Annotated in this window: 24 protein-coding genes; all 24 read left to right on the top strand. The window is 33.4% G+C overall.

The genetic code is table 11. The features are described 5' to 3' along the window. Window positions 1-20 precede the first annotated feature (20 nt). The 24 genes from BZK16_RS08065 to galE all read left to right on the top strand — a co-directional run bounded on the left by BZK16_RS08065 (window position 21) and on the right by galE (window position 25377). Entirely contained in the window at window positions 21-1034 is a 1014-nt protein-coding gene (locus tag BZK16_RS08065; protein ID WP_077928389.1) for a glycosyltransferase family 2 protein, read from the top strand. A gap of 46 nt (window positions 1035-1080) precedes the next feature. After that, window positions 1081-2532, top strand: a complete 1452-nt coding sequence (locus BZK16_RS08060; protein ID WP_077928388.1) for a lipopolysaccharide biosynthesis protein — start codon at window positions 1081-1083, stop codon at window positions 2530-2532. A 15-nt stretch (window positions 2533-2547) separates the two neighbouring features. After that, a complete protein-coding gene (locus BZK16_RS08055) occupies window positions 2548-3567 on the top strand; it encodes a glycosyltransferase family 2 protein (RefSeq protein WP_158076834.1) in 1020 nt (339 codons plus the stop codon). Then, entirely contained in the window at window positions 3564-4643 is a 1080-nt protein-coding gene (locus tag BZK16_RS08050) for a glycosyltransferase family 4 protein (RefSeq protein ID WP_077928386.1), read from the top strand. Before BZK16_RS08055 ends, BZK16_RS08050 begins: the two co-directional genes overlap by 4 nt. A gap of 21 nt (window positions 4644-4664) precedes the next feature. Next, the gene (locus tag BZK16_RS08045) at window positions 4665-5723 is read left to right on the top strand and encodes a glycosyltransferase (protein WP_077928385.1); all 1059 of its coding nucleotides are present in this window, start codon (window positions 4665-4667) and stop codon (window positions 5721-5723) included. After that, window positions 5710-6864, top strand: a complete 1155-nt coding sequence (locus tag BZK16_RS08040; protein ID WP_077928384.1) for a glycosyltransferase family 4 protein — start codon at window positions 5710-5712, stop codon at window positions 6862-6864. Before BZK16_RS08045 ends, BZK16_RS08040 begins: the two co-directional genes overlap by 14 nt. A 249-nt stretch (window positions 6865-7113) precedes the next feature. After that, on the top strand, window positions 7114-8172 hold the full coding sequence (rfbB, locus tag BZK16_RS08035) for a dTDP-glucose 4,6-dehydratase (protein WP_077928383.1): 1059 nt from the start codon (window positions 7114-7116) through the stop codon (window positions 8170-8172). After that, a complete protein-coding gene (gene rfbA, locus BZK16_RS08030; protein ID WP_077928382.1) occupies window positions 8172-9056 on the top strand; it encodes a glucose-1-phosphate thymidylyltransferase RfbA in 885 nt (294 codons plus the stop codon). The genes rfbB and rfbA overlap by 1 nt, the downstream gene beginning before the upstream one ends. Then, entirely contained in the window at window positions 9043-9903 is an 861-nt protein-coding gene (locus BZK16_RS08025; protein ID WP_077928381.1) for a WxcM-like domain-containing protein, read from the top strand. The genes rfbA and BZK16_RS08025 overlap by 14 nt, the downstream gene beginning before the upstream one ends. Next, complete coding sequence (locus BZK16_RS08020; RefSeq protein ID WP_077928380.1) at window positions 9900-11015, top strand: DegT/DnrJ/EryC1/StrS family aminotransferase; 1116 nt, start codon at window positions 9900-9902, stop codon at window positions 11013-11015. The genes BZK16_RS08025 and BZK16_RS08020 overlap by 4 nt, the downstream gene beginning before the upstream one ends. A 7-nt stretch (window positions 11016-11022) precedes the next feature. Beyond that, on the top strand, window positions 11023-11928 hold the full coding sequence (locus tag BZK16_RS08015; protein WP_158076833.1) for a glycosyltransferase family 2 protein: 906 nt from the start codon (window positions 11023-11025) through the stop codon (window positions 11926-11928). A gap of 689 nt (window positions 11929-12617) precedes the next feature. Then, on the top strand, window positions 12618-14501 hold the full coding sequence (locus tag BZK16_RS15000; RefSeq protein ID WP_077928377.1) for a glycosyltransferase family protein: 1884 nt from the start codon (window positions 12618-12620) through the stop codon (window positions 14499-14501). After that, a complete protein-coding gene (locus BZK16_RS08000; RefSeq protein ID WP_456300693.1) occupies window positions 14386-15324 on the top strand; it encodes a CDP-glycerol glycerophosphotransferase family protein in 939 nt (312 codons plus the stop codon). Before BZK16_RS15000 ends, BZK16_RS08000 begins: the two co-directional genes overlap by 116 nt. Window positions 15325-15368: 44 nt before the next feature. After that, the gene (locus BZK16_RS07995; protein ID WP_077928375.1) at window positions 15369-15953 is read left to right on the top strand and encodes a CDP-glycerol glycerophosphotransferase family protein; all 585 of its coding nucleotides are present in this window, start codon (window positions 15369-15371) and stop codon (window positions 15951-15953) included. A gap of 9 nt (window positions 15954-15962) precedes the next feature. Next, entirely contained in the window at window positions 15963-16163 is a 201-nt protein-coding gene (locus BZK16_RS14880) for an adenylyltransferase/cytidyltransferase family protein (RefSeq protein WP_077928374.1), read from the top strand. Next, window positions 16141-16833, top strand: a complete 693-nt coding sequence (locus BZK16_RS07985; protein WP_077928373.1) for an adenylyltransferase/cytidyltransferase family protein — start codon at window positions 16141-16143, stop codon at window positions 16831-16833. The genes BZK16_RS14880 and BZK16_RS07985 overlap by 23 nt, the downstream gene beginning before the upstream one ends. A gap of 5 nt (window positions 16834-16838) precedes the next feature. Further along, window positions 16839-17414, top strand: coding sequence for a ParB N-terminal domain-containing protein (locus BZK16_RS07980; protein ID WP_077928372.1), 576 nt, complete (start codon window positions 16839-16841; stop codon window positions 17412-17414). 9 nt (window positions 17415-17423) lie between these two features. Further along, window positions 17424-18743, top strand: a complete 1320-nt coding sequence (locus BZK16_RS07975) for a class I SAM-dependent methyltransferase (protein WP_077928371.1) — start codon at window positions 17424-17426, stop codon at window positions 18741-18743. A 317-nt stretch (window positions 18744-19060) separates the two neighbouring features. Continuing rightward, window positions 19061-19885 (top strand): ABC transporter permease, encoded by an 825-nt coding sequence (locus BZK16_RS07970; RefSeq protein ID WP_077928370.1) that lies wholly within the window; start codon window positions 19061-19063, stop codon window positions 19883-19885. Next, window positions 19882-20616 carry an ABC transporter ATP-binding protein gene (locus tag BZK16_RS07965; RefSeq protein WP_077928369.1) on the top strand — a complete coding sequence of 245 codons (735 nt, stop codon included), beginning with the start codon at window positions 19882-19884 and terminating at the stop codon, window positions 20614-20616. The genes BZK16_RS07970 and BZK16_RS07965 overlap by 4 nt, the downstream gene beginning before the upstream one ends. A gap of 10 nt (window positions 20617-20626) precedes the next feature. Then, on the top strand, window positions 20627-21505 hold the full coding sequence (galU, locus tag BZK16_RS07960) for a UTP--glucose-1-phosphate uridylyltransferase GalU (protein WP_077928368.1): 879 nt from the start codon (window positions 20627-20629) through the stop codon (window positions 21503-21505). After that, entirely contained in the window at window positions 21502-22749 is a 1248-nt protein-coding gene (locus BZK16_RS07955) for a nucleotide sugar dehydrogenase (protein ID WP_077928367.1), read from the top strand. The genes galU and BZK16_RS07955 overlap by 4 nt, the downstream gene beginning before the upstream one ends. Next, window positions 22746-24365 (top strand): glucose-6-phosphate isomerase, encoded by a 1620-nt coding sequence (gene pgi / locus BZK16_RS07950; protein ID WP_077928366.1) that lies wholly within the window; start codon window positions 22746-22748, stop codon window positions 24363-24365. The genes BZK16_RS07955 and pgi overlap by 4 nt, the downstream gene beginning before the upstream one ends. After that, on the top strand, window positions 24358-25377 hold the full coding sequence (gene galE, locus BZK16_RS07945) for a UDP-glucose 4-epimerase GalE (RefSeq protein WP_077928365.1): 1020 nt from the start codon (window positions 24358-24360) through the stop codon (window positions 25375-25377). Before pgi ends, galE begins: the two co-directional genes overlap by 8 nt. Window positions 25378-25786 lie beyond the last annotated feature (409 nt).

The raw sequence follows: 25786 nt of genomic DNA, 5'->3' as shown, positions 1-25786 counted from the left end.
TTTAAAGAAAAAGTTAATTAATGAGTGATGTTGTTAGTGTAATACGTTGTTTTTCAATCATTATTCCTGTGTATAATGTTGAAAAATACATTGAAAAGTGTATGCAAAGCTTATTGGGTCAAACATATCATGAGTTTGAGGCTTTGATCATTGATGATGGTAGTCTTGATGACTCAATTGAAATTGCGAAACAATTAGTAAAGGATGATCCTCGCTTTCGCTTTTTAGCAAAAGAGAATGGAGGTTTGTCTAGCGCTCGTAATTTTGGATTAGATCATGCTACTGGTGATTATATTGCTTTTTTAGATTCGGATGATTATTGGGCTGATGATTGCTTAGAAAAAGTGATGACCGTTTTTCAAAATCATCCACAGACTGAAATTGTAGTTTTTGGCTTTAATATGGTGGATGAATTTGAAGCATTACTAGATGTTTCAATCTCAAATATAGATAGCTATAATAAAAAAGATGATATTTTACTGACAAAAGAGCGCACTCATTATAATGTTTCAGATAAGATTTATGTAGCCGAGATATGGGCAGAAAGACGTTTTGCTAATGGTATTATTTACGAAGATAAACAGCTGATGCCTTTTGTGTTATACCAAAGAAATATATACCTACTACATGAATATTTGTATTTTTATGTTCAGCGGTCTGGCTCTATTATGCACTCATATAAATTAGAGAAGTCTGTGCAAAGTATGTTGTATATCTATGCAGAATATAAAAAATTTTTAGTATCCAATAAATTATACGAGCAATATTTAGATTATTATCAAGAGGGTTATATAAGATTCTGTTTTTATAAACACTTTTACATGATTTTAGCTTTTTCTGACCAGTATAAAGAAGATTGTGATTATCTCATTCAAAGTACTGATAGTAATATTGTCAATCTGACTAATGTTAAACAGTATTACGGCATTTTATCTAAGCAATTTGTGATCTTAGCACTATTTAAATGTTCTCCTGTGCTAACCAAAATGGTATTACAGATAAAACAGAAAATATTTTCTTTTTTAAAGAGCTAAGAAGAGCTGTGAATATTTATATTTTAAAACAGAGTGTACTATCTCAATGATGGGTACGAAACAAAAGCTGCTACGAAGCATGTCATGGAGTTTGTTGGATAAGCTTATTAACCAAGTTGGTTTTATGTTTGTCAGCCTTTATATTGCACGTATTATTGGGCCAGCAAGTTATGGAATGATTGGTTTGTTAACAATTTTTGTAACTTTATCTGAATGTATTTTATCGGGCTTTTCTCAAGCGTTAGTACAAAAAAGTTATGAAGTCACAGAAGATGATTGTTCGACGGCATTCTATATTAATTTAATTTGGGCTTGTTTATTTTATATAATTTTGTACTGTTCCGCTCCATATATTGCGCAATTTTATAAATTACCAGAATTAACTTTTGTTGCTAGAGTTTTATTTCTAGTGGTTTTTGTCAATTCTTTAATGGTAGTTTTTCGTGCAAAATTAATTATTAATTTAGACTTTAAAGGTCAAGCATTTGCTGCAACCTTTGCATCTATCTTGAGTGCAATTTTAGCAATTTATTTAGTTAATTCAGGCTATGGATACTGGGCCATAGTGGCAATCATTTTAAGTAAACAAATCATTATCCTTATTTTTTTATTTTTTTATACCAAATGGTATCCTTCTTGGCGCTTTAGCAAACGGTCATTTATTTCATTATTTCAATTTGGTTCTTATCTTATGTTTGCAGGTATAATTGCCACTATTATGAATAATTTATCTATCATGCTCATTGGTAGATTTTTTAATGTAACTCAGGTGGGATATTTTGCTCAGGCAAATAATATGAGCAGCCAATTATCTGAATTAATTGGTTCTACTTTGCAAGGAGTGACTTACCCATTGATGGCTTCAGTAAAAAAGGAGCGTGAAAGATTAATTTTTATTTATAAAAAATTAATCTCTTTGGCTAGCTTCATTTCTTTCCCTTTATTGGTAGGATTGGCTGCAATTGCCGATGAAGTTATTTTATTGTTATTAGGAAAAGAATGGCAGTCAGTTGCACCATTATTAACAGCATTATGTTTGTCTATGGTTGCCACGCCAATTAGTGGTGTCAATATGAATATATTAAAAGCAATTGGAAGATCAGATTTATTTTTGAAGATAGATTTAATTAAAATTCCAATGATATTGATAGCAATCATAGGCTCTATCCCATTTGGTATCAATGTATTGGCTTATACAATGATATTTACCTCGATTATTGCATTTTTTATTAATACATATTATCCCAATAAATTATTTGATTTTGGTGCAGTGAAACAATTGAAAGTAGTAAAAAATTATATAATTGGCGCACTGATTATGTTTCTTGTTTTGAAGTTAATCGCGATTAGTATAAATTATTTAATATTATTAATACTATTTAAAGTCCTGATAGGCGCCATTGTTTATATGTTGTTTCTATGGGTTGTAAAGGATAAGCTTTTTATAGAATGTCTTTCTGAAGTATCACGGTTGGCTAAGAAAATGATGAATAAATAATAATGGAATATGTATATGAAAGAGCATGAAGATATAATGTTAGATTTTTCAATTATCATACCTGTTTATAAGGTTGAGAAATATATTACAAAATGCATTCAAAGCTTGCTAGATCAAACGCATCAAAATTTTGAGGTTTTATTGGTTGATGATGGCAGCCCAGACAATTCGATAGAAATTGCGAGAAAACTAGTCGGTAATGACTCACGTTTTATTTTTTTAGAAAAAGAGAATGGAGGACAAGCTTCTGCACGTAATCTTGGTTTAGATCATGCCAAAGGTGAATGTATTAGTTTTTTAGATTCTGATGATTATTTTGAAAATAGTTTTTTAGAGAAAATTTTTGCAGTTTTTAAAGCGCAGCCTAATATAGATATTGTGATTTGTGGCTATCAACAGGTAGAAGAAAATGGCGATGTCATTAAAAAGTTCATGCCTGTTTTAAATCCAGATCATGAGAGAGAAGATGTTTTATTTGCATATGAGAATATTGACTATAACGTGTGGAATAAAGTTTATCGACGTAGTGTATGGGAGAATCAACGTTTTATTGAGGGCATTATCTATGAGGATAAAGAGATATTGCCTCGTTTGTTGTATAAAAAGCAGTTGTATTTGTTAGAGGAGTATTTGTGTTGCTATGTGCGTAGAGAAGGTTCAACAATGAATTCATATGCACGAGAAAAATCAGTATCCAGTGTTTTGTTTATTTATCGAGAATATAAAAGATTTTTGGAGTCTCATTATATCTATGAACAACATTGTGATTATTATCAAAAAGCTTATATTAGGTTTTGTTTTTTCCGACAACTGTATATGATTTCTTCTTTTTCAGCTAATTATGTCGATGATTGTGCTTATTTAATGAATCGGCTAGATAATACCTTGATTACTAACTCATATGTGAAACAATATTACGGTCTGTTTTCTAAGCAGTTTATTTCTTTAATTTTGTTTAAAATATCACCACGGTTGTTTAAAGTCATCTATGAACTTCAACAGAGCATGATGAAGGTGATCAAAGGGTCAAAATGAAAAAGAAAATAGTATTTTTTACAGAGTCGATGGAATTAATGGGTGGCATGGAGCGTGTCATTGCTTTTTTAGCTAATGAGTTGGTTCCAGAGTATGATGTTAGAGTATTAACGATGTATGGGGAAGAGTGCACTTACTTTGAGCTTCATTGTCCTATTGATACCTTAAATATACAAATACCTGCACGTGGATTATTAAATAAAATTCAACGTTATGTGCAAACAATCAATCGATTGAAACAATATTTAAAATGTAATCTTGATATAGAGTATTTAGTTGCAAACTCTGCTGCTATGAGCGGCTCTGCTATGCTACTTAAAGTTTTAACAAATACTTCCGTTAAGATGATTCCTTTTGAGCATAATAAATTTATGTTTCCAGGAAAAGCATGGCGGTTTTTGCGGAAATATACCTTTACTAAAGCGCACCGAGTGATAGCCTTAACAAGAGATGCTCATGAGGACTATTTGAAAATCAATAGCCCGTCAGTGCATATTCCAAATGCTGTTGCCATGACGACTGATCATATCTCCAAAGTAGACAATAAAAAGTTGCTAGCAGTTGGAAGATTAGTTTATCAAAAAGGCTTTGATACATTATTGCCTGTTTGGAAGGAGGTCATAGCATCTTATCCTGAATGGCAGCTTGAAATTGTGGGTGATGGTGAAGATGGCCTGATGTTAAAAGCGTTAGCAGATAAATTAGAGATTACTGACAATGTTATTTTCTTTGGTCAATCTAATGATATACAAGATAGATATTTAAGCGCTTCAGGATTTATTCTCAGCTCACGCTATGAAGGCTTTTGCTTAGTTATGATTGAAGCAATGGCTCATGGTTTGCCGTGTGTCAGTTTTGATTGTGAATCTGGGCCCAATGAGGTCATTGAAAATGGTATCAATGGTTATTTGGTTGAGGATCAGAATGCTACTGAGTTGGCAGATAAAATTAAGCAATACATTGCCTTAACTCTTGAAGAAAAACAGAAAATGTCTCTGAATGCTAAAGAAACATCGTATCGATACTCACCAGAGATTATTATTGAGCGTTGGAAAAAAGAAGTCTTGAATGATTAATGCAGAGAATGACGCTATACGATGAAAATATTATATGTTGTCACAGGATTAGGATTGGGCGGTGCTGAGAAAGTTGTGGCTGATTTAGCTGATCAAATGACTGGACGAGGCCATGAAGTTAAGATTGCTTATCTGAAAGGTTCTGTATCAGTTAAGCCTCAGTCTGATGTAGAGCTGGTTTATTTAGGATTAGAGTCAGGCAAAAACTTTTTTTCTGCTTCTTGTCAATATCGGCAGCTCATCAAACAATATCAGCCTGATATTGTGCATGCCCATATGGTTCATGCAAATATCTTTGTTCGACTGAATCGCATTGGATGTCATGTGCCTAGGCTCATTTGTACCGCTCATAATTCTAATGAGGGTGGTAATATACGTATGTTGGCCTATAAATATACCAACTATTTGTCTGATTTTAATACAAATGTTAGCCAAGAGGCCATACAGGCATTTATAGAAAAAGGTGCTTTTACGAAGTCGAATGCACATTGTATTTATAATGGTATTGATTTAGATAAATTTATATATCAAGGGCAGCAAAATATAAGTTCAACTATCTCACTACTTGCAATTGGTCGACTGAATGAGCAAAAGGATTACCCCAATTTATTAAATGCATTGTCGTTGGTGATTCAACAGTATCCAAATGTTCATTTGCAAATTGTAGGTGAAGGTGAGCTGCTGACTGATATTAATGAATTGATTAAGCAATTACAATTAGCTGATTATGTGACTTTGTTGGGGCGAAGAGATGATGTGCCAATGTTGATGCAGCAGGCAGATTATTTTATTTTGCCATCTAAATATGAAGGGTTTGGTTTAGTAGTAGCTGAAGCCATGGCCAGTGGTACATTTGTTATTGCAACAGACTGTGGTGGTGTTAAAGAAGTCATGGGTGGTACAGGATTATTGATTCCACCACAAAATGCATCAATGCTTGCTAATGCTATTGTTGATGCTATACAAATTTCAGAAGATGAAAAATTAGTAAATAATCAACAAGCATTGAAGTATGTTCAGGATAACTTTGATTTAAATAAAATTATCGATCAATGGGAAAAAGTTTATGCGTCAAAATAATCGAACAATTGTTTTGATTGGGACAACTGCTGCGAGTGTTTATGGCTTTCGGTCAGATTTTATTAAGTTTTTGGTGAGTCAGGATTGGCAGGTTTATACTTTGATTTGTGAATATAGTGCTGATGAGCTTGAAAAGATTAGCGCATTGGGTGCTATTGCCATAACGTACAAAATGAGCCGTGGAGGGTTAAATCCATTGGCTGACATGCGTTCAATGTTTGAGTTAAGAAAAAAAATATCTGAAATCCAACCGGATATCGTTTTTTCATATTTTACAAAGCCTGTAATATATGGAACATTGGCAGCAAAACTGGCCAAAGTTCCTAAAATTATCGGCATGATTGAAGGGCTGGGAACACCATTTACAATACTTAAAAATGGACAAACAGCAAAGATTAAGTTGATTCAGAAGGCTCAAGTTTTCTTATATAGATTAGCTTTTCCACTACTGGATAAAATTATTTTTTTAAACCCAGATGACCCTGTTGATCTTATTCATCAGCATAGAATTCGACATAAACCTGAAGCAATCGAAGTGTTGGGTGCGATAGGATTGAATTTGCAGGAGTATTCCTATCAAGCATGGGATGAGAAAACCTCGGTTTCTTTTATTTTTATTGCTAGATTATTGGCAGAAAAAGGTATTTTTGAATATGTAGAAGCAGCCAAGATAGTCAAAGAAAAATATCCAAAAACTATTTTTACAGTGATTGGTGGCTTGGATACTGAAAACCCTAATGCACTCAAAGAATATGAATTGGCAGAATTAATCTCCATGGATATTATTGATTATCCTGGTTTTGTGAGTGATGTTGCGCAGCGAATTAAGCATAGTGCTGTTTTTGTATTGCCTTCATATTATCGTGAAGGTGTACCTCGGAGTACCCAAGAAGCTATGGCTGTTGGGCGCCCTGTAATTACAACTGATGTGACTGGTTGTAGGGAAACTGTTATTGATGGTATTAATGGTTTTTTAGTGCCCAAATGGAATCCTGAAGCTTTAGCAGATAAAATGATTTATTTTATAGAGCATCCAGAGCTAGTTAATAAAATGGGACAAGAAAGCCACAAAATTGCAGTAGAACGATTTGATTCTGATAAAGTAAACTACCGATTGGTGAAATTATTAGAATTAATATAATCATTTTTATATTAATATTTTTGCTAACACGAGATTTTGGGGTAAAGTAGCAGGCGTACGAGTTGTGAAGGATTTGGTGTTACATTTGAGCTGGAAGCAGGCCAGCACAATGGAACTTTAGAGCACATTAGAAAGAGTTTTTGCTCTTCTAATAAGGGGAGAATATATATCAGCAGTATGACTTGAATATTGTATATTCAAAAATAAATAGCGAAAAATGTGATAATTATCAAAGAATTATAGGTAATCATGAGAATATTAGTGACTGGCGGTGCAGGATTTATTGGTTCTGCTGTTATTCGCCATATTATTAACAATACACAGAATTCAGTATTGAATGTCGATAAATTAACTTATGCAGGCAATTTGGAATCTTTAGTTTCCATTGAAAATAATGGTCGTTATCAATTTGCTCAAACAGATATTTGTGATGCTTTTGGCATGGCAAAGCTTTTTGAGAAGTTCCAACCAGATTTAGTCATGCATTTAGCAGCAGAATCACATGTTGACCGTTCGATTGATGGGCCATCTGACTTTATACAAACTAATATTATTGGGACGTATAACCTTTTAGAAGTGGCGCGTGCATATTGGCAAGGCTTATCAGGTGATCAGAAATCAAGGTTTAAATTTCACCATATCTCAACAGATGAAGTTTATGGTGATTTAGATGGAACCACCAAATTATTTACTGAAATAACATCATATTCACCAAGCTCACCATATTCAGCGAGTAAAGCTAGTTCTGATCACCTTGTGAGAGCTTGGCATCGTACTTATGGCTTACCAACAATTGTGACAAATTGCTCTAATAATTATGGCCCTTATCATTTTCCAGAAAAATTGATCCCTTTGATGATTTTGAATGCCTTGGATGGCAAACCATTACCTGTGTATGGCAATGGACAACAGATTCGTGATTGGCTATATGTCGAAGATCATGCAAAGGCATTGTATAAAGTAGTGACAGAAGGTAGTGTAGGAGAAACCTATAATATCGGTGGGCATAATGAAAAAGCTAATATTGATGTTGTGAAAACAATTTGTTCTATTCTTGATGAATTACAGCCACAGAAAAATGGACAAAGATATGAGTCTTTAATTACATATGTTAAAGATAGACCAGGCCATGATTTACGTTATGCAATTGATGCAAGTAAGATCCAGAAAGAGCTTGGGTGGTCTCCAGAGGAAACATTTGAAAGTGGTATTCGTAAAACAATTGAATGGTATTTAAACAATTTAGAATGGTGTCGTCATGTTCAAGACGGTAGCTATCAAAGAGAAAGATTGGGAGACATTAAATAATGACAACAAAGGGTATGATTTTAGCAGGAGGCTCTGGTACGCGCTTGTATCCAATTACTAAAGGCGTATCTAAACAACTATTGCCTATCTATGATAAGCCAATGATCTATTATCCATTATCTGTTTTAATGCTTGCTGGTATTCGTGATATTTTGGTAATCAGTACTCCTGAAGATATTGATGGGTTTAAGCGTTTATTAGGAGATGGTTCTCAACTTGGTATTGCTATTAGCTATGCTGTTCAACCTAGCCCTGATGGGTTAGCTCAGGCTTTTGTTATTGGCGAAGATTTTATTGGTGATAGTAATGTCTGTTTGGTCTTAGGAGATAACATCTTTTATGGTCAAGGATTTACTGGGATGTTGCGTTCAGCTGTAGAACGTGAAATAGGGGCAACTGTTTTTGGATATCAAGTAAAAGATCCAGAACGTTTTGGTGTTGTAGAATTTAATGAATCTAAACAAGCTATTTCTATTGAAGAGAAACCTAAGCAGCCAAAATCAAACTTTGCTGTTACAGGTTTATATTTTTATGACAATGATGTTGTAGAATTTGCCAAACAAGTTAAGCCATCAGAACGTGGTGAACTAGAAATTACAACTATTAATCAAATGTATTTAGAGCGTGGCGATTTAAATGTTGAGCTAATGGGACGTGGTTTTGCGTGGTTAGATACTGGTACACATGAAAGTTTGCTAGAGGCGGGAATGTTTGTAGAAACTATTCAAAAACGCCAAGGCTACAAAATTGCCTGTTTAGAAGAAATTGCATATCACAATGAATGGTTAACAAAAGAACAGCTATTAACAATTGGTCGGAGTATGAGTAAAAATGCTTATGGTCAATATTTGATTTCATTGGTGAATGAAAATGTCATTAATTAATTTGGTTGAATTTCCTATATTAGGAGATGAGCGTGGCTCATTAATTGCATTAGAAGCAATGAAAAATATCCCATTTGACATTAAGCGTGTGTACTATATTTTTGGTGCTGATGAGACGATAGCAAGAGGTTTTCATGCACATAAGGCACTACAGCAAGTTGCTGTTTGTGTTGCAGGTAAGTGCCGAATGGTTTTAGATGATGGCTATTTAAAGGAAGATGTTTGGTTAGATTCACCAAATAAAGGGCTGTTGATTGGTAATAATATTTGGCGAGAAATGCATGATTTTTCTTCAAATTGTGTTTTGTTGGTTTTTGCGAGTGAATATTATGATGAATCTGATTATATACGTAATTATGATGAGTTTTTAAAAGAGGCTCATAAACCATTTATCCATTCATTATCTGACGTTAAAAGTGAAAATATTGGTAGTGATACAAAAATCTGGCAATACAGTGTCATTTTAAAAGATGCAGTTATAGGTGAAAATTGTAATATTTGCGCACATACTCTCATCGAAAATGATGTCAGAATTGGTAATAATGTGACTGTAAAGTCAGGTGTGTATATTTGGGATGGAGTTACAATAGAGGATAATGTATTTATTGGTCCATCTGTGACATTTACTAATGATAAAAATCCACGATCTAAACAATATCCAGATGAATTTAGTAAAACAATCATTAAATTCGGGGCAAGTATTGGAGCTAATGCTACAATTTTGCCAGGTATCACAATAGGCCAAAACGCTATGATTGGCGCTGGTGCTGTTGTGACTAAAAGTGTCCCTGATCATGCAATTATGATTGGTAACCCAGCTATTATAAAAGGCTATGTAAATAAATGATTCCATTTTTAGATTTAAAAAATATAAATGCACAATACAGAGATGAATTAATTGCTGCATGTACACGAGTCATTGATTCAGGTTGGTATATTGGTGGCTCTGAGTTGGAGAGTTTTGAGAAGAACTTTGCTGAATATTGTGGTGCGAAGTTTGCGATCGGTGTTGCTAATGGTTTAGATGCTCTAATTTTAACACTGAGAGCTTGGAAAGAGTTAGGAAAATTAAAAGATGGTGATGAGGTGATAGTACCATCAAATACTTATATTGCGAGTATTTTAGCCATTACAGCAAATAATTTGACACCTGTATTGGTTGAACCTGATATTAATAGTTTTAATATTGATCCTCAGGCGATAGAAAGAGCAGTTACAGATAAGACAAAAGTAATTTTACCTGTGTATCTGTATGGGCAATTGGCAGACATGCCAAGAATTATGGCAATAGCAAAAGCTAATGATCTGTTGGTGTTAGAAGATTCCGCACAATCTCATGGAGCTTCAATCAATGGGATAAAAGCAGGGAATTGGGGTGATGCTTCAGGTTTTAGCTTCTATCCAGGTAAGAACTTAGGTGCATTGGGTGATGCCGGTGCAGTGACAACCAGTGATCCTGAACTTGCAATGATGATAAAAGCACTGCGCAATTATGGTTCTCATGAGAAATATAAAAATCTTGTACCTGGTGTGAATAGTCGTTTAGATGAAATTCAAGCTGCGATGTTAAATGTTAAGTTACCTTATATGGATAAGGAAGTTGAACATCGTCGTCAAATTGCTCAATTGTATTTGACTGGAATTAAAAATCCTTTGATTCATTTGCCTTTACAAAATATTGATGCTGAAAAATATGATCAACACGTGTGGCATTTGTTTGTTGTACGTTCAGAAAAACGGGATGAGTTGCAAAAATACTTATCGAATCATGGTATTCAAACATTGATTCATTATCCAATACCACCACATCAGCAACAGGCATATAAAGAGTGGAATCATTTAAGTTATCCTATTTCTGAACAATTACATACTGAGGTTTTGAGTTTACCAATAAGTCCGATCTTATCCCTAGAGGATGCCCAGAAGATTGTTAGTATTTGTAATAATTTTAATGTGTAAATTCGGTATGAGCTGTAAAGATAGCAATTTACCTTTAGTTTCGGTGATTATTCCATCTTATAACCATGCTGAATATGTGCAAGATTGTATCCAAAGTGTGATTGATCAAGATTATTCGAATATTGAGCTAATCATTATTGATGACGGGTCAAAAGATAATTCTGTGCTGAAAATAGAGGAAATGCGTACTGTATGTAATGCTAGGTTTGTTCGCTTTGAGTTTAGGCATCGTTCAAACTTAGGATTATGTGCAACACTCAACGAAGCTTTAGAGTGGTGTAATGGGGTATATACAGCCTCTGTTGCATCAGATGATATTTGGATGAAGCATAAAACTAGTGCACAAGTTGAATATTTGAATCATAATCCAAATAGTATTGGTGCATTTGGTGGAATTATATTAATTGACCAACATGGTCAAAAAACTATGGATATCGCCCGTGATAGTCAAAAATATAAATTTAATGACATTTTTTTGCATAAACATTTTTTACCTGCGCCAACAAATCTCTGTCGCACAGAGAAATTAAAACAAAATGCATATAATCCCAATTTAAAAATTGAAGATTGGGATATGTGGCTTCAATTAACGAAAGAAAATGGCAGCTTAGATTATATAGACGATAACTATGCTTTTTACCGTAGGCATGATAACAATTTATCAGGAAATCTAGATATTATGCATAATGGCCGGTTAGAAATTATAGAACAATATCCATCACATATAAAATATAAGGAGGCTATTGCTGCTGCACATTTAGCATCTTTTTTTGAAAGTGATGACAAAAAGCTTTGTTTTTTACGAAAATCAGTGATGTATTACCCACTAATTGTTTTTACAAGCAAGTTTTTAAGAGCATTGAAAGCTTATGTGCTTAGCTTTTTATGGAAAATTACATCGTATTATAAATGATGATATAGAGTTTTAAGAACGTAAAAATTCAAATACCCAATGGGTATATTTAATAGTTTGGTGCGAGGAATAGTGGAATTTAGTTATGGCGAGAATATTTGTTTCTTTTTTTAATGCAGTAAAAGATGGTGAATCTGCAATGCCTGCATTTTATGAGAGCTTTTTAGAAGGGCTGAGAACGCATGGTAATGAGCTATTGGTTTATCATCATATGTATTTCAATGGGGAAGAGTTTAAAAAAAGTATTCCCGATGTACATAAAAAAGAACTGGTAACATTTGACCCAGATCTAGTAATTTTATTTAATAATAATTATTACGATGTTTCTAAAGTTATAGATTGTCCTATTGTTATATATGAAGTTGATTCACCTTTATATTATGCAAATAAAGAAAAACTTCGTCAGAATTCGGAAAGGTATTTATTTTTTGTTCCACAAGTTGAGTCAGTGGAATGTCTAAATTTAGATTTTGGAGTGAGTAAAAGCAGGATTCATTTGTTACCTTTTTTTACTGAGATTCAAGCAGAAAAGAAAGATCAAGAGATGAATATTTCCTTTATAGGTTCTAAGTTCCTAGGTATGACTAATGCGGCACCATGGAATGTCATGCATGATTTGCAACCAAGCTTAAATGATATTCAAACTTTTGGGAATTTGTTAAAGTTTATAGAAAGTAATCCCTTTTATCATGATGAAGATNGTTATATATGAAGTTGATTCACCTTTATATTATGCAAATAAAGAAAAACTTCGTCAGAATTCGGAAAGGTATTTATTTTTTGTTCCACAAGTTGAGTCAGTGGAATGTCTAAATTTAGATTTTGGAGTGAGTAAAAGCAGGATTCATTTGTTACCTTTTTTTACTGAGATTCAAGCAGAAAAGAAAGATCAAGAGATGAATATTTCCTTTATAGGTTCTAAGTTCCTAGGTATGACTAATGCGGCACCATGGAATGTCATGCATGATTTGCAACCAAGCTTAAATGATATTCAAACTTTTGGGAATTTGTTAAAGTTTATAGAAAGTAATCCCTTTTATCATGATGAAGATTTAAGTAAGAGTTTTGCTTTTGAAAACGAAAGAGTTTTGAAAAATTTCTCAACTAAAGATGCCATTGCTTTTTTATCTGAACAGAAAAGAGTTCAAACTTTGTCAGAAGTTGCCGACCTTGGTTTGAGAATATATGGTAATAATGCGTGGGGAACTAGCACACCTTTAAATTCTGAGTTAGCACTATGCTATTCTGCTCGACAGGTTTATTCTTTAAAACATAATCAAGATATTTATAATAGTTCAAAATTATGCATTAATATTAATCACTTACAGGCTGTGTCAGGGTTTTCATGGCGAGTATGTGATGTAATGGCTAGTAATGGGTGTTTAGTTTCAGATTATAAAGAGAATTTTAAGAAACTATTTCCAAATGTGCCTATCTATAGTTTTACTAATCGATTTGAAGCAAGAAAAGTTTGCCTAGAATTACTGAATGATGAATCAAAAAGGCTTGATTCAGTTGCAGCATGTCAGGAAGTGATCAATGAGAGATATCGATTTATTCACTGTTTAACTGCTATGTCAGAAATTTTAGGAATAACTTTGTCACAAGAACAGTTAGTAACAAATATCAAGTTTATGAATGTTGCTAAACAAGAGAGTCTGGAGAAACCAGGGAAATTAGAGAAATCAGAGAATAATAGTTTATTGATTAGGTTTAAACTTGTGGTTTTAGCGTTAATGTATCAGATAACAGTCATCCCTGGATTATCGTCAGTTTTTACGAAGAAATATGATCGAGATAGTTTATATAACAGAATTACGTACAATAATTATCTTCTTTCCAATATTCAAAAAAAATCTATTAAATCTAGCATTTTAAAATACTCACCTGCGTGGCTAATACCTATATTAGTTGCTGGTAAGAAGAAATACAAAAAAATAATCTTATATACAACAGATCTTGTTTGTAAGTATGAAGATAAGATTGAAAAGTATAAAGAAAAATCTAGGATTCAATTAAGTAAAAGAGAATTAGCTAAAAAAATGGCAGATAAGCATATTCAACTTGTACAAGAATTAAAGAATAAAACAAAGATTAAGGTGGTTTTTTTAGTTATTGACTCGAGTACGTGGAAATTAGATGCTGTTTTTAGGAAAATGTTGGAAGACCCATGTTTTGATCCAATAATTTTAGTGTGTCCACATGTTCTATACGGTGATGAAAGAATGCATGAAGGTATAGATGAGACCTATCATTATTTTTCCCAGAAAGGATATCCCGTTTTATCATCATATGATAGGGATCATAAGTCTTGGGTAAAATTAAAGGAAATTTCTCCAGACATTATTTTTTTTATAAATCCGCACAATTTAACTTATCAAGAATATTATGAGGAGGCATACCTAAATTATTTAAGTTGCTTTTGTGGATATGGATATATTGTTAGTGAATACGAGGATGCTATTCCTAATTTTAATCAGTATTTTCATGCCGCATTGTGGAAAAACTTTGCAATGGATGAATATTCTAAAAAGGGATTCAAAAAGTTCTCAGCGAATAGANGAATATTATGAGGAGGCATACCTAAATTATTTAAGTTGCTTTTGTGGATATGGATATATTGTTAGTGAATACGAGGATGCTATTCCTAATTTTAATCAGTATTTTCATGCCGCATTGTGGAAAAACTTTGCAATGGATGAATATTCTAAAAAGGGATTCAAAAAGTTCTCAGCGAATAGAGGAGCAAATGTTAGTTTAACTGGCTTTCCTGCTATTGAAAGATTGTTAGCAAAAAAAAGTGAGAAGCAGGTATGGAAGAATAAGGATGATAGATTGAAAATTATTTTTGCTCCTCATCATACAATCGATGCGAATTATGAATTCCAATTGTCTAATTTTCTGAGGTACTATAAATTTTTTCAAGAGATGGCTTTAAAATATCAAGATTCTTTGGTCTGGTGCTTTAAGCCTCATCCGTTATTGAAGTCAAAATTATATAATCATGATCAATGGGGCAAAGAAAAAACAGATGAGTATTATCAATGGTGGATAAAACAAGAAAATACTCAGTTTAATGATGATGAATACGATGACTTGTTTATTGGGTCTGATGCTATGATTCATGATTCAGGTTCTTTTTTAATTGAATATTTAACACAGCAAAAACCTGTTTTATATTTGGTATCTGAAAATACACAAACTTCTCTAAATACATTTGCATTAAGAGCTTTGAATGCTACTCAGAATGCTAGTAATGAAGAAAAAATTGAAGAATTTATTGTAAATCTTATTCAGGGTAAAACAACAATTAAAGAAGAACATGCTTTGTTTTATCGTGAAGAATTTGTTGATTTGTATCAAAATCAAACACCGTCTAGTCGTNAAGATTGTTAGCAAAAAAAAGTGAGAAGCAGGTATGGAAGAATAAGGATGATAGATTGAAAATTATTTTTGCTCCTCATCATACAATCGATGCGAATTATGAATTCCAATTGTCTAATTTTCTGAGGTACTATAAATTTTTTCAAGAGATGGCTTTAAAATATCAAGATTCTTTGGTCTGGTGCTTTAAGCCTCATCCGTTATTGAAGTCAAAATTATATAATCATGATCAATGGGGCAAAGAAAAAACAGATGAGTATTATCAATGGTGGATAAAACAAGAAAATACTCAGTTTAATGATGATGAATACGATGACTTGTTTATTGGGTCTGATGCTATGATTCATGATTCAGGTTCTTTTTTAATTGAATATTTAACACAGCAAAAACCTGTTTTATATTTGGTATCTGAAAATACACAAACTTCTCTAAATACATTTGCATTAAGAGCTTTGAATGCTACTCAGAATGCTAGTAATGAAGAAAAAATTGAAGAATTTATTGTAAATCTTATTCAGGGTAAAACAACAATTAAAGAAGAACATGCTTTGTTTTATCGTGAAGAATTTGTTGATTTGTATCAAAATCAAACACCGTCTAGTCGTATAATCGAAAATATTAAGCAAGAAATTTTAAGTTAAGGATAAGTAATGAGAGCAATTTTTTTGGGTAAGTTTCAACCCCCTCATTTAGGTCATATCCGGACTATTTTAAAAGTAGCTCAGGAATATACAGAAGTGATAGTCGGGATTACTAAAGGAGAGCCTAAAGTTGTAGATTACAATGAAGTGGCAAATNAAGCAAGAAATTTTAAGTTAAGGATAAGTAATGAGAGCAATTTTTTTGGGTAAGTTTCAACCCCCTCATTTAGGTCATATCCGGACTATTTTAAAAGTAGCTCAGGAATATACAGAAGTGATAGTCGGGATTACTAAAGGAGAGCCTAAAGTTGTAGATTACAATGAAGTGGCAAATATCTTGATGGAAGTATTCGCTGGGTATAGTAATATTAGTGTTGTACTAATTGATGGAATGATTGAAGATGGTAGTGCCTCTATCAAAGACTATACTTTTGATGTTGTAGTCTCTGGGAACAATAAAGTTTTAGAAATTTTAAATAAACAGGGATATAAAACTGTTTTTCAAAATAGAACTGATGGTGTTGGGTATAGTGGAAGTGAAATTAGAGGATTAACCCAACAAAGCCAGCATATAGTATCACTTGAAGAAAAAAAGCAGAATTATCTGTTTAAAATAGTTAAAGTGAGTGATCTTAAGCCTCTTGAAAAAGTATTGCCATCACATTTAGATAATATAGAAAAGATGTTATTTAAAGACGGTGAGATGCGAAGACCTTTGATTATAGATGAAAAATATAATGTTGTTCTTGACGGTTCACATCGCTATGCTTTTTTGGTGAAATATGGTTTCAAATACGCACCTGTAATAAGCGTTCAGTACGATGATGAATCTATTTTTGNTCACTTGAAGAAAAAAAGCAGAATTATCTGTTTAAAATAGTTAAAGTGAGTGATCTTAAGCCTCTTGAAAAAGTATTGCCATCACATTTAGATAATATAGAAAAGATGTTATTTAAAGACGGTGAGATGCGAAGACCTTTGATTATAGATGAAAAATATAATGTTGTTCTTGACGGTTCACATCGCTATGCTTTTTTGGTGAAATATGGTTTCAAATACGCACCTGTAATAAGCGTTCAGTACGATGATGAATCTATTTTTGTTGGTAATCATTTAAAGCACAGGTTTCTTAAAGATGAGAATTTTGTTATTTCTAAGTCAGAGGTAATTTATAGAGGCTTGAATGAGAAACTTTTTGATGCAAGAACAACTAGGCATTTTTTTCCATTTAGGAAAATAGATCACAGTGTGTTGCTTAGAGATTTAGTACAAGGGAGTGAAAAAGATATTTCTTATTTATTACAAAATATTTCTATAGAGGAAGAAATATTAAAGGATATGAATTATATTTCTGAAATTGATGATGAATTGGCCGTGCTATCTTCGTATATACAAGAGCAAGAAGATGTAAAAAAATATTTATCATATCAAATTGAAGAAATGAAAAATTCATGTAATTAGGAGTTTAATATGTACATAGTTTCAGGCAAAGGAAGCGTTGCAGGAGCTGATTTGAGTAAATATATTATTTCTAAGTGCCAGTCGACAGGTATTTTGTGGGATGATGATCTACCTGAATATACGTTAGACTTTTTAAGTCAATTGCCATCTGTTTCCATGAGTATTCGTAATAAAGATGTAAATTTCTTGACGAGTTTGATTCAACAAAAAGTAAATGAATCTAATTATTCATCATATATGCTTTTATGCTATACCGCGCATAAATTAATACCCAATATTAAAACAAATTCAAATTGCGTTAACTTGGTACAAATATCGAATGAGCATCTAGACCAAATGGGTGGGCCAATAGCTTTTCTAGGAACGGCAGAGAGTTTGTCGGAAGGTCGATCAGATCTAATATTGCTTGATGATCACGTGGAATTGTTAGGTGATCTAATAACTTCTGTCAAAAGAGGTTATGCCAACTTAGGTATAGATTATGTGGCACATCCTAAAAAAATTCTAGAAAAAATTGTTACGCTTTATCAGAAAAAAAATATTAATAAATTTTTTTTGGCTTGTACAGATTTACATGAATGTAAAAAATATTTGATTGATTTAGGTATTACGGAAAAAAATATCGTAGATATTATTGAAATCGCTGGTGATGAGGTTATTAAAAGGTGCAAAAAACAGCATGATATTGTTTTTTATGATCAAGTTTCAGATGCAAAAACATATTTTCGGTATAAATATTTGGCAGCTTCAGATTCTCCTATGGTAGATAAGAAAAATGCTAGCTTAGAAGTAATCTTAGATCAATTGCCCGTTATTTCATCAAATTCTATAAATCTTCTTGATATTGGTGGAAGCTCCTCTGGTCATGCGTTAAATGTAACAAAGCGTTTCTTGTCAAAAAATTTTCACATAACAGTACAAGATATTTCACAGGCAAGTTTAGATGAAGCAAAGAAATTTTATAAAAATCATTTGATTAATGACATAGATTTTATTTGTGGAAATATTAGTGAGTTTGAAAGCAATAAAACATTTGATGTGATTTTGTGCTTGGGCGTTTTGATTTATATATCTTCAGATAAATTATTTGAACAAGTTGTCAAAAAAATCGCGGAATTACTTAATCATGGAGGATGCTTAATTACCCGAGATGGTCTTCATCAACGGGAAGATAAAAGTTATATGAGTTTTGGAGGCGTTATTCGTAATAGTTCATATTACCAACATATTTTTGAAAAACATGGCTTAAGCCTTTATAAGGAAGATAACTTTATTATTGACAAACCAATATATAGAGATGTTAAAACTATTATTTGGACAAAAAGATAAAATGAGAACATGAAACCGAGAGATATTAGAGCTATTTTGAGATTTTCTGAATAGCTTTGTTCTAAAACCAAGTTCACTGCATCTGGTTTAAAACTGAATCATATTGATGGTATGTATGTTTTGTTTTGTTTTTTTGACTTATTTTTATTTACTTAGTTTTGATTGAAAACCTAATACCTATATATCTTTCACTACAATTAGATCAGAATAGTTTCTATGTAACATTAGGGAATTTTTTATAGTATTGTATACATGGAGAAAATTGCCTATATCTGTTATATTTGGAACCATTTATTTTGAAAAGGGTATAAGCCAGAGTGAAAACAGAGATCATTACCTCACAATCACGTTCAACATTTGCTGATATAATGCGGGCTCGTTATCTTACGTTTCAATTTGCTAAGCGTGATTTTACGGTAAGATATAAAAACTCATATTTAGGTTATATTTGGGCAGTTGCTAATCCTTTAAGCCAATCATTACTTTATATAGTTGTTTTTGGTATGTTAGCAAGAGTACAAGCACCAGATTACCCAACGTCTTATTCAGTCGTCTTATTATTGGGTTTTTTAGTATGGACACTATTCAACCAGGCTACAGAACAGTGTTCTAATGTGCTAACAGGTAATATGCATTTGCTCAAAAAAGTTTATTTTCCAAGAATAAACCTATGTATTGCCTCTATTGCAACTTCTTTGGTAGATTTCTGTATAGCTTTGGTGGTAACACTTATCTTGATGTTAATTATAGGCTTTGAGAATGTGGGTATTAGCTTTAAGCTTTTGTTACTTCCAATCGTAGTAGTAGGAGTATTACTGATTGCATTATCCATTGGTTCTATTACTGCTATTTTGAAGGTAAAATATCAGGACTTTAAACATGTTATGCCTATTGTTTTTCAAGCTTTATTTTTTATGTCACCAGTGGTATATACTCAAGCGTTAATTCCCGAACGCTTCTTGATGTATTACAAGTTGAATCCTATGTATGGCTTTATTTCTACATTTCGTTGGATATTTATAGATGGCGCACCTATTGAACTTGTCTATTTAGTTTATTCTCTGATATTTTCCATTATCTTATTTATAATAACGATGCGTTACTTTTCAGGGCAAGAAAGAAAAATTGTGGATTCAGAATGATAACTTTTAAAAATGTAACAAAGAAGTATTACCTCTCCAAGCACGTTGACAGCCTTAGAAATATTTTTTCATTTAAGAAATATGATCATTTACAGCGTGATAATGAGTTCTATGCGCTCAAAGATGTATCATTTGAGATTAAGTTGGGAGATTGCGTTGGAATTTTAGGGCGAAATGGAGCGGGGAAATCAACAATTTTGAAGTTAATTAGCCGTATTACTTTGCCAACAGAGGGAGAAATTAGTATTTCTGGGCGTGTTGCAAGTTTATTAGAAGTAGGCTCTGGTTTTCATCATGAGTTGTCAGGGTATGATAATGTTTTTCTCTTAGGGGCAATTCTTGGAATGTCCTCTCAAGAAGTATCAACAAAAATACAGGAAATTATAGATTTTGCAGAAATTGGAGAGTTTATTTATGAGCCTGTGAAGTTTTATTCAAGTGGTATGTCTTTACGTTTAGCATTCGCTGTTGGTGTTTCTTTAGATTCAGAAATATTTATTATTGATGAGGCTTTATCTGTCGGTGATGCCAACTTCCAAAAAAAATGCTTAGATAAATTAAATACTATTATTAATAGCGGCAAAACGATTGTTTTTGTAAGTCATGATATTAAGCAGGTTGAAAAGATTTGTAATAAAACATTAGTAATGAAGCATGGTCAAGTTGAATATTACGGTGACACAACTGAAGGTATAAAGCGTTATGAAGCATTACTAACTTATCAGAATTAGAGAGAATATCATGATTAAAAAAGCCGTCCTCCCTGTTGCCGGATTAGGTACTCGTTTTTTACCTGCAAGTAAGGCTATTCCTAAAGAAATGGTTACAGTCGTAGATCGTCCTGCGATTGAATATGTGGTAAAAGAAGCTGTTCAGGCCGGTATTACTGAAATCATTTTAGTGACTCACTCTTCAAAAGGTGCTGTTGAAAATCATTTTGATCGTAATTTTGAGTTAGAAACAACTTTAGAAAATAAGAAAAAATACGATCTATTGGCAGAAATTACCAATATTCTGCCAGATAATGTGAGTATTATCGCGGTACGTCAACCAGCACCTTTAGGGCTTGGGCATGCTGTGTTGTGTGCAAAAAGCGTTGTAGGTGATGATGACTTTGTCGTGTTACTACCAGATGTGCTCATTAAAAATAACGATGTTGATCATGATCTAACAAGGATGATCGAACGTTTTAATGAATCAGAAACTGCACAAATTATGGTTGAGGCTGTGCCTGATCATTTGGTAGATCAATACGGAATTGTAGATGTAGAATTAGTACCTGAAGAAGGTCAAAGCATCATGATGCAAGGTATTGTGGAAAAACCTGCAGTGCATGATGCACCGTCTAATTTATCTGTGGTTGGGCGTTATGTCCTACCTGCAAAGATTATGAAATTATTAGAAAAAACACCAAAAGGTGCCGGTAGTGAGATTCAACTGACGGATGCGATTGCAATGTTGCAAGAAACAGATGCTATTGAAGCCTATCGTATGCAAGGACAAACTTTTGATTGCGGAAGCAAATTAGGTTATCTCAAGGCCGTATTACATTATGGTATTGAACATCCCACTTTGGGAGATGATTTTAAATCAATGATTAAGGATCTAGATTTGTCATGAGAATAACGATTTGTGGTGCAACTCTGCAAGCTGTGACGATGGTTGCTATATTTGCAAGATATGGTCACAAAATTGTTTGGCATCATGATAGTAAGGTAGCCAATCCTTTACTCGAAATTACCGATTCGACTTTACAAGCACATTTATCTGACCTAAATGATAAAGGTGTTATTCGGTTATCTGACAGTTTGCATGATTTATCTGAAAGCATAGAATGTTATATATTTTGCTATGGCCCAATAGCAATTGAACAAGCTATGCTATGCGCGGAACAGGCTGCAAAGTTTTCCTCAAAAGATCGATTAATGCTTAATGGGTCTACATTTGGATTGCACGGTACAGAGAAATTGAAAGCAATTTTACCTCATGATCATTGGGCTTATTTACCAGATACGATTCAAGAAGGTAATGCAATCGGTAGTTTTGTGAGCGTGAAGCAAGCCATTGTTGGCTGTGAATCTGAACAAGCCAAAAGATTAATGAAAGAGCTCCTTAGACCAATGTTTCCATTGGATCATCAAATTCTATTCATGCCAATTTTGGATGCAGAATTTGCTAAACTCAGTATTTCTGGCATGCTCGCAACGCGTATTAGTTATATGAATGATTTGGCAAATGTTGCTGAGAAATTGGGTGTGGATATTTTGAATGTTAAGCAGGGAATGGCAGCAGATTCTCGGATTGGCTCAACATATTTATCACCTGGCGTTGGCTTTGGTGGTGAAAATTTTTCGCAAGATATTTTAATGCTTTCCAACGAAGTTTCTAAAGTAGGTAAAAGCCGTTTGTTAGAGCAAGTTTGGGAAATTAATGATGACCAAAAAGAAGTTCTATTTAGAAAGCTATGGGATTACTATCAATCAAATTTGAGAGGTAAAATTATTGCCATTTGGGGCGCTTCCTTTAAAGAAAATACGACAAGTGTTCATAATTCTCCTGTTCATAAAATGATTGAAGCACTTTTGGCACAAAATGTTCATATTCAGCTATATGATCCGCAAGCCAATGATGAAATTGCTGAAATTTATAGTGATAGAGTTGAAATTTGCCAAGATGAATATCAAGCATTAAAAGATGCCAATGCATTGTGTGTTTTAACAGCATGGCAGCAGTTTTATAATCCTGATTATGCATTAATGTTGTCATTGATGAATCATCCATTGATTTTGGATGGTCGCAATATTTATGATCCTAATTTTATGCGCCTTCAAGGATTCATCTATGAGGGAATTGGTCGCCTATGAAATTACAACAATTAGCTGATCAATTAAAAAAAACAGACTTAACTGAACTATTTTCTGATACGAGTCGATTTGAACGATTTTCAAGAAATTTTAATGGATTAACATTCGATTTCAGTAAGCAACGATTGGATCAAGCTGCTTTTGATTCATTGATAACATTGGCCGATGAAAAGCAACTTCAATCTTGGATTCAGCGTTTGTTTTCTCAAGAATGTATCAATGATACAGAAAATCGTGCAGCAATGCATTGGGCACTTCGTTTGCCTGAAAACAGCGAAAAACATACAGACTTATCACATGAGGTTCACTGTCAATTACAACGAATGTATCGTTTAGTGGAACAAATTCACTCAGGGCAATATCGCGGTGCAACAGGTGAAGTTGTCACGGACGTAGTAAATATCGGTGTTGGTGGCTCGGATTTAGGGCCATTGATGGTAACGCACGCTTTGTCTGATTTTAAAGTGCAAACAGCTAAACCCTTGGCAATGCATTTTGTTTCCACAATGGATGGTAGCCAATTATCAGATTTATTGCATCAATTGCGTCCAGAAACTACACTGTTCATCATTTCATCCAAATCTTTTGGTACGATTGATACATTGTCCAATGCAGAAACAGTACGATCATGGTTAGTGAAAGCATTAGGTAAAAATGAGATCGTTTTAAAAAATCATTTTGTGGCAGTTTCTACCAATGTTGAAAAAATGTCAGCTTGGGGTATTCATCCTGATCGACAATTTTTAATGTGGGATTGGGTTGGTGGTCGTTACTCATTATGGTCATGTATTGGTTTGCCTATAGCTTTAACAATTGGTGTGGAAGGCTTTAAAGAATTTTTGGCAGGTGCACATAAAATGGACCTGCATTTTCAAACAGCACCTTTTCAAGATAACTTCCCTGTATTATTGGGGATGATTGGCGTTTGGAATACCAATTATTTGCATATACAAACTCATGCTGTATTACCATATGATGGCAGAATGAAATATTTTGCAGCTTATTTACAGCAATTAGAAATGGAATCTAACGGTAAATCCATTCAACGTAATCACGAAAATGTAGAATGGACAACATGCCCGATTGTTTGGGGTGAAGTTGGCCCGAATGCTCAGCATGCATTTTATCAGTTATTGCATCAAGGTACACAAGCAGTGAGTTCTGATTTTATTGCTCCTATTCAGCGTTATACTGCAAAGCAATTTACTTATGCGGATAATGAAGATGAATTAATCGAACAACATCATTTGGCCTTAGCAAATTGCTTGGCACAATCGCGTCTATTGGCATTTGGCAGCCAATCTTTATCTCAAGAAGAATTGGATAATTTACCTAAATATCAGCTATATACAGGTAATCAACCAAGCTCAACATTGTTGATGGATGAGTTGAATCCTCATACTTTGGGTATGTTAATTGCTTTATATGAACATAAAGTATTCGTGCAATCTGTTATTTGGAATATTAATCCATTTGATCAATGGGGTGTGGAAAAAGGTAAAGCCATTGCCAATCAAATATTACCGATTTTAAATGGTGAATCATCTCAAATAGATGAGTTGGATGGATCAACACAAGGCTTAATACGATTATTAGTGGGGAAATCACATGGCTAATATTTTAATAACAGGTGGTGCAGGCTATATTGGTTCGCACACATGCATTGAATTATTGGAAGCAAATCATAAAGTTATAGTGCTGGATAATTTATCTAATAGTTCCGAAGAATCATTACGTCGTGTGCAGCAATTAACAAGGAAGACATTAACTTTTATTGAAGGTGATATTCGTAATTCTGATGATTTAAATGCAATCTTTACCAATCATGCCATTGATGCTGTGATTCATTTTGCAGGTTTAAAAGCTGTGGGTGAAAGCCAAAAAATTCCATTGGCATATTTTGATAATAATATTTCAGGCTCTATTACTTTAGTGAAAGCGATGGAAAAGGCTGAAGTATTCACTTTGGTTTTCAGTTCATCAGCTACAGTTTATGATGAAGCGAATATTTCTCCACTTAATGAGGATATGCCAATAGGCATACCAAGCAATAATTATGGTTATACAAAGCTTATTGTAGAACAAATGCTAGAGAAAGTAGCGCTGGCGGACGATCGTTGGTCAATAGCTTTATTGCGTTATTTTAATCCTGTAGGTGCACATAAAAGTGGTTTAATCGGTGAAGACCCACAAGGCATTCCAAATAATTTAATGCCATACATAACGCAAGTTGCTGTGGGAATGCGAGAAAAATTATCTATTTTTGGTAATGATTATGAAACTGTTGATGGTACGGGCGTTCGTGACTATATTCATGTAGTGGACTTAGCATCAGCGCATTTATGTGCATTAAATAATCGTTTAACTTATAAAGGTTGTAGAGCTTGGAACGTCGGCACAGGAAATGGTCACTCTGTCTTGCAGGTAAAAAATACTTTTGAAGAAGTTAATGGTATTCCTGTACCGTTTGAATTTGCGCCTAGAAGGTCTGGTGATGTTGCAATTTCTTACTCGGATAATTCTCGAGCTAGAGAAGAGCTAGGTTGGGAGGCCAAATATGGTCTAAATGACATGTTGGCTGATAGCTGGAATTGGCAGAAGAAGAATCCGAAAGGATACAGAGATTAGTTTTAAATTATGATAAAATTCTTTTCCTATAATTATCTGATAAATANNATCACTACAGTATTTATCTGAAACAGAACTAGATTTTATTAAACGTGAAATCAGTGAATTTGCCTTTATCAAAACAGGTAACCCTGCCAATATTCAAGAATTGGAGTATGACCCTGATCGCAATTTAGTGATGGCTCGCTGCAATGGACGTTCTTTGCAGATAGAGCTGGACAAAGAAGGTTTTGAAAAACCTATAGAAGTTCGTGAAAAATTAAGCGAATTGCAAACTTTAGAACAAGCGCATCAACAACTGGAAAAGAATGTTGGCCATTTAGAGGATATGGTTCGCATTGCCATTGACCAGCACAATAAAGATGCCTTAATGCAAGAGATCAAAATAGAACAAGCAAGTCAAGGATTA

This window comes from Wohlfahrtiimonas populi (assembly GCF_002006795.1).
Taxonomy (GTDB): domain Bacteria; phylum Pseudomonadota; class Gammaproteobacteria; order Cardiobacteriales; family Wohlfahrtiimonadaceae; genus Wohlfahrtiimonas; species Wohlfahrtiimonas populi.
The sequence above is the reverse complement of the archived record's forward strand: the minus strand, read 5'-3'. Positions and strand labels throughout refer to the sequence as shown.

What these genes read in the sequence shown, in the direction of transcription:
- BZK16_RS08060 (WP_077928388.1), top strand. Translation starts at nt 1,081, where the DNA reads ATGATGGGTACGAAACAAAAGCTGCTACGAAGCATGTCATGGAGTTTG.
- galU (WP_077928368.1), top strand. Translation starts at nt 20,627, where the DNA reads ATGATTAAAAAAGCCGTCCTCCCTGTTGCCGGATTAGGTACTCGTTTT.
- BZK16_RS07975 (WP_077928371.1), top strand. Translation starts at nt 17,424, where the DNA reads ATGTACATAGTTTCAGGCAAAGGAAGCGTTGCAGGAGCTGATTTGAGT.
- galE (WP_077928365.1), top strand. Translation starts at nt 24,358, where the DNA reads ATGGCTAATATTTTAATAACAGGTGGTGCAGGCTATATTGGTTCGCAC.
- BZK16_RS08050 (WP_077928386.1), top strand. Translation starts at nt 3,564, where the DNA reads ATGAAAAAGAAAATAGTATTTTTTACAGAGTCGATGGAATTAATGGGT.
- BZK16_RS07955 (WP_077928367.1), top strand. Translation starts at nt 21,502, where the DNA reads ATGAGAATAACGATTTGTGGTGCAACTCTGCAAGCTGTGACGATGGTT.
- rfbB (WP_077928383.1), top strand. Translation starts at nt 7,114, where the DNA reads ATGAGAATATTAGTGACTGGCGGTGCAGGATTTATTGGTTCTGCTGTT.
- BZK16_RS08020 (WP_077928380.1), top strand. Translation starts at nt 9,900, where the DNA reads ATGATTCCATTTTTAGATTTAAAAAATATAAATGCACAATACAGAGAT.
- BZK16_RS08025 (WP_077928381.1), top strand. Translation starts at nt 9,043, where the DNA reads ATGTCATTAATTAATTTGGTTGAATTTCCTATATTAGGAGATGAGCGT.
- BZK16_RS08065 (WP_077928389.1), top strand. Translation starts at nt 21, where the DNA reads ATGAGTGATGTTGTTAGTGTAATACGTTGTTTTTCAATCATTATTCCT.
- BZK16_RS08055 (WP_158076834.1), top strand. Translation starts at nt 2,548, where the DNA reads ATGAAAGAGCATGAAGATATAATGTTAGATTTTTCAATTATCATACCT.
- BZK16_RS08015 (WP_158076833.1), top strand. Translation starts at nt 11,023, where the DNA reads ATGAGCTGTAAAGATAGCAATTTACCTTTAGTTTCGGTGATTATTCCA.
- rfbA (WP_077928382.1), top strand. Translation starts at nt 8,172, where the DNA reads ATGACAACAAAGGGTATGATTTTAGCAGGAGGCTCTGGTACGCGCTTG.
- pgi (WP_077928366.1), top strand. Translation starts at nt 22,746, where the DNA reads ATGAAATTACAACAATTAGCTGATCAATTAAAAAAAACAGACTTAACT.
- BZK16_RS08040 (WP_077928384.1), top strand. Translation starts at nt 5,710, where the DNA reads ATGCGTCAAAATAATCGAACAATTGTTTTGATTGGGACAACTGCTGCG.
- BZK16_RS07965 (WP_077928369.1), top strand. Translation starts at nt 19,882, where the DNA reads ATGATAACTTTTAAAAATGTAACAAAGAAGTATTACCTCTCCAAGCAC.
- BZK16_RS08045 (WP_077928385.1), top strand. Translation starts at nt 4,665, where the DNA reads ATGAAAATATTATATGTTGTCACAGGATTAGGATTGGGCGGTGCTGAG.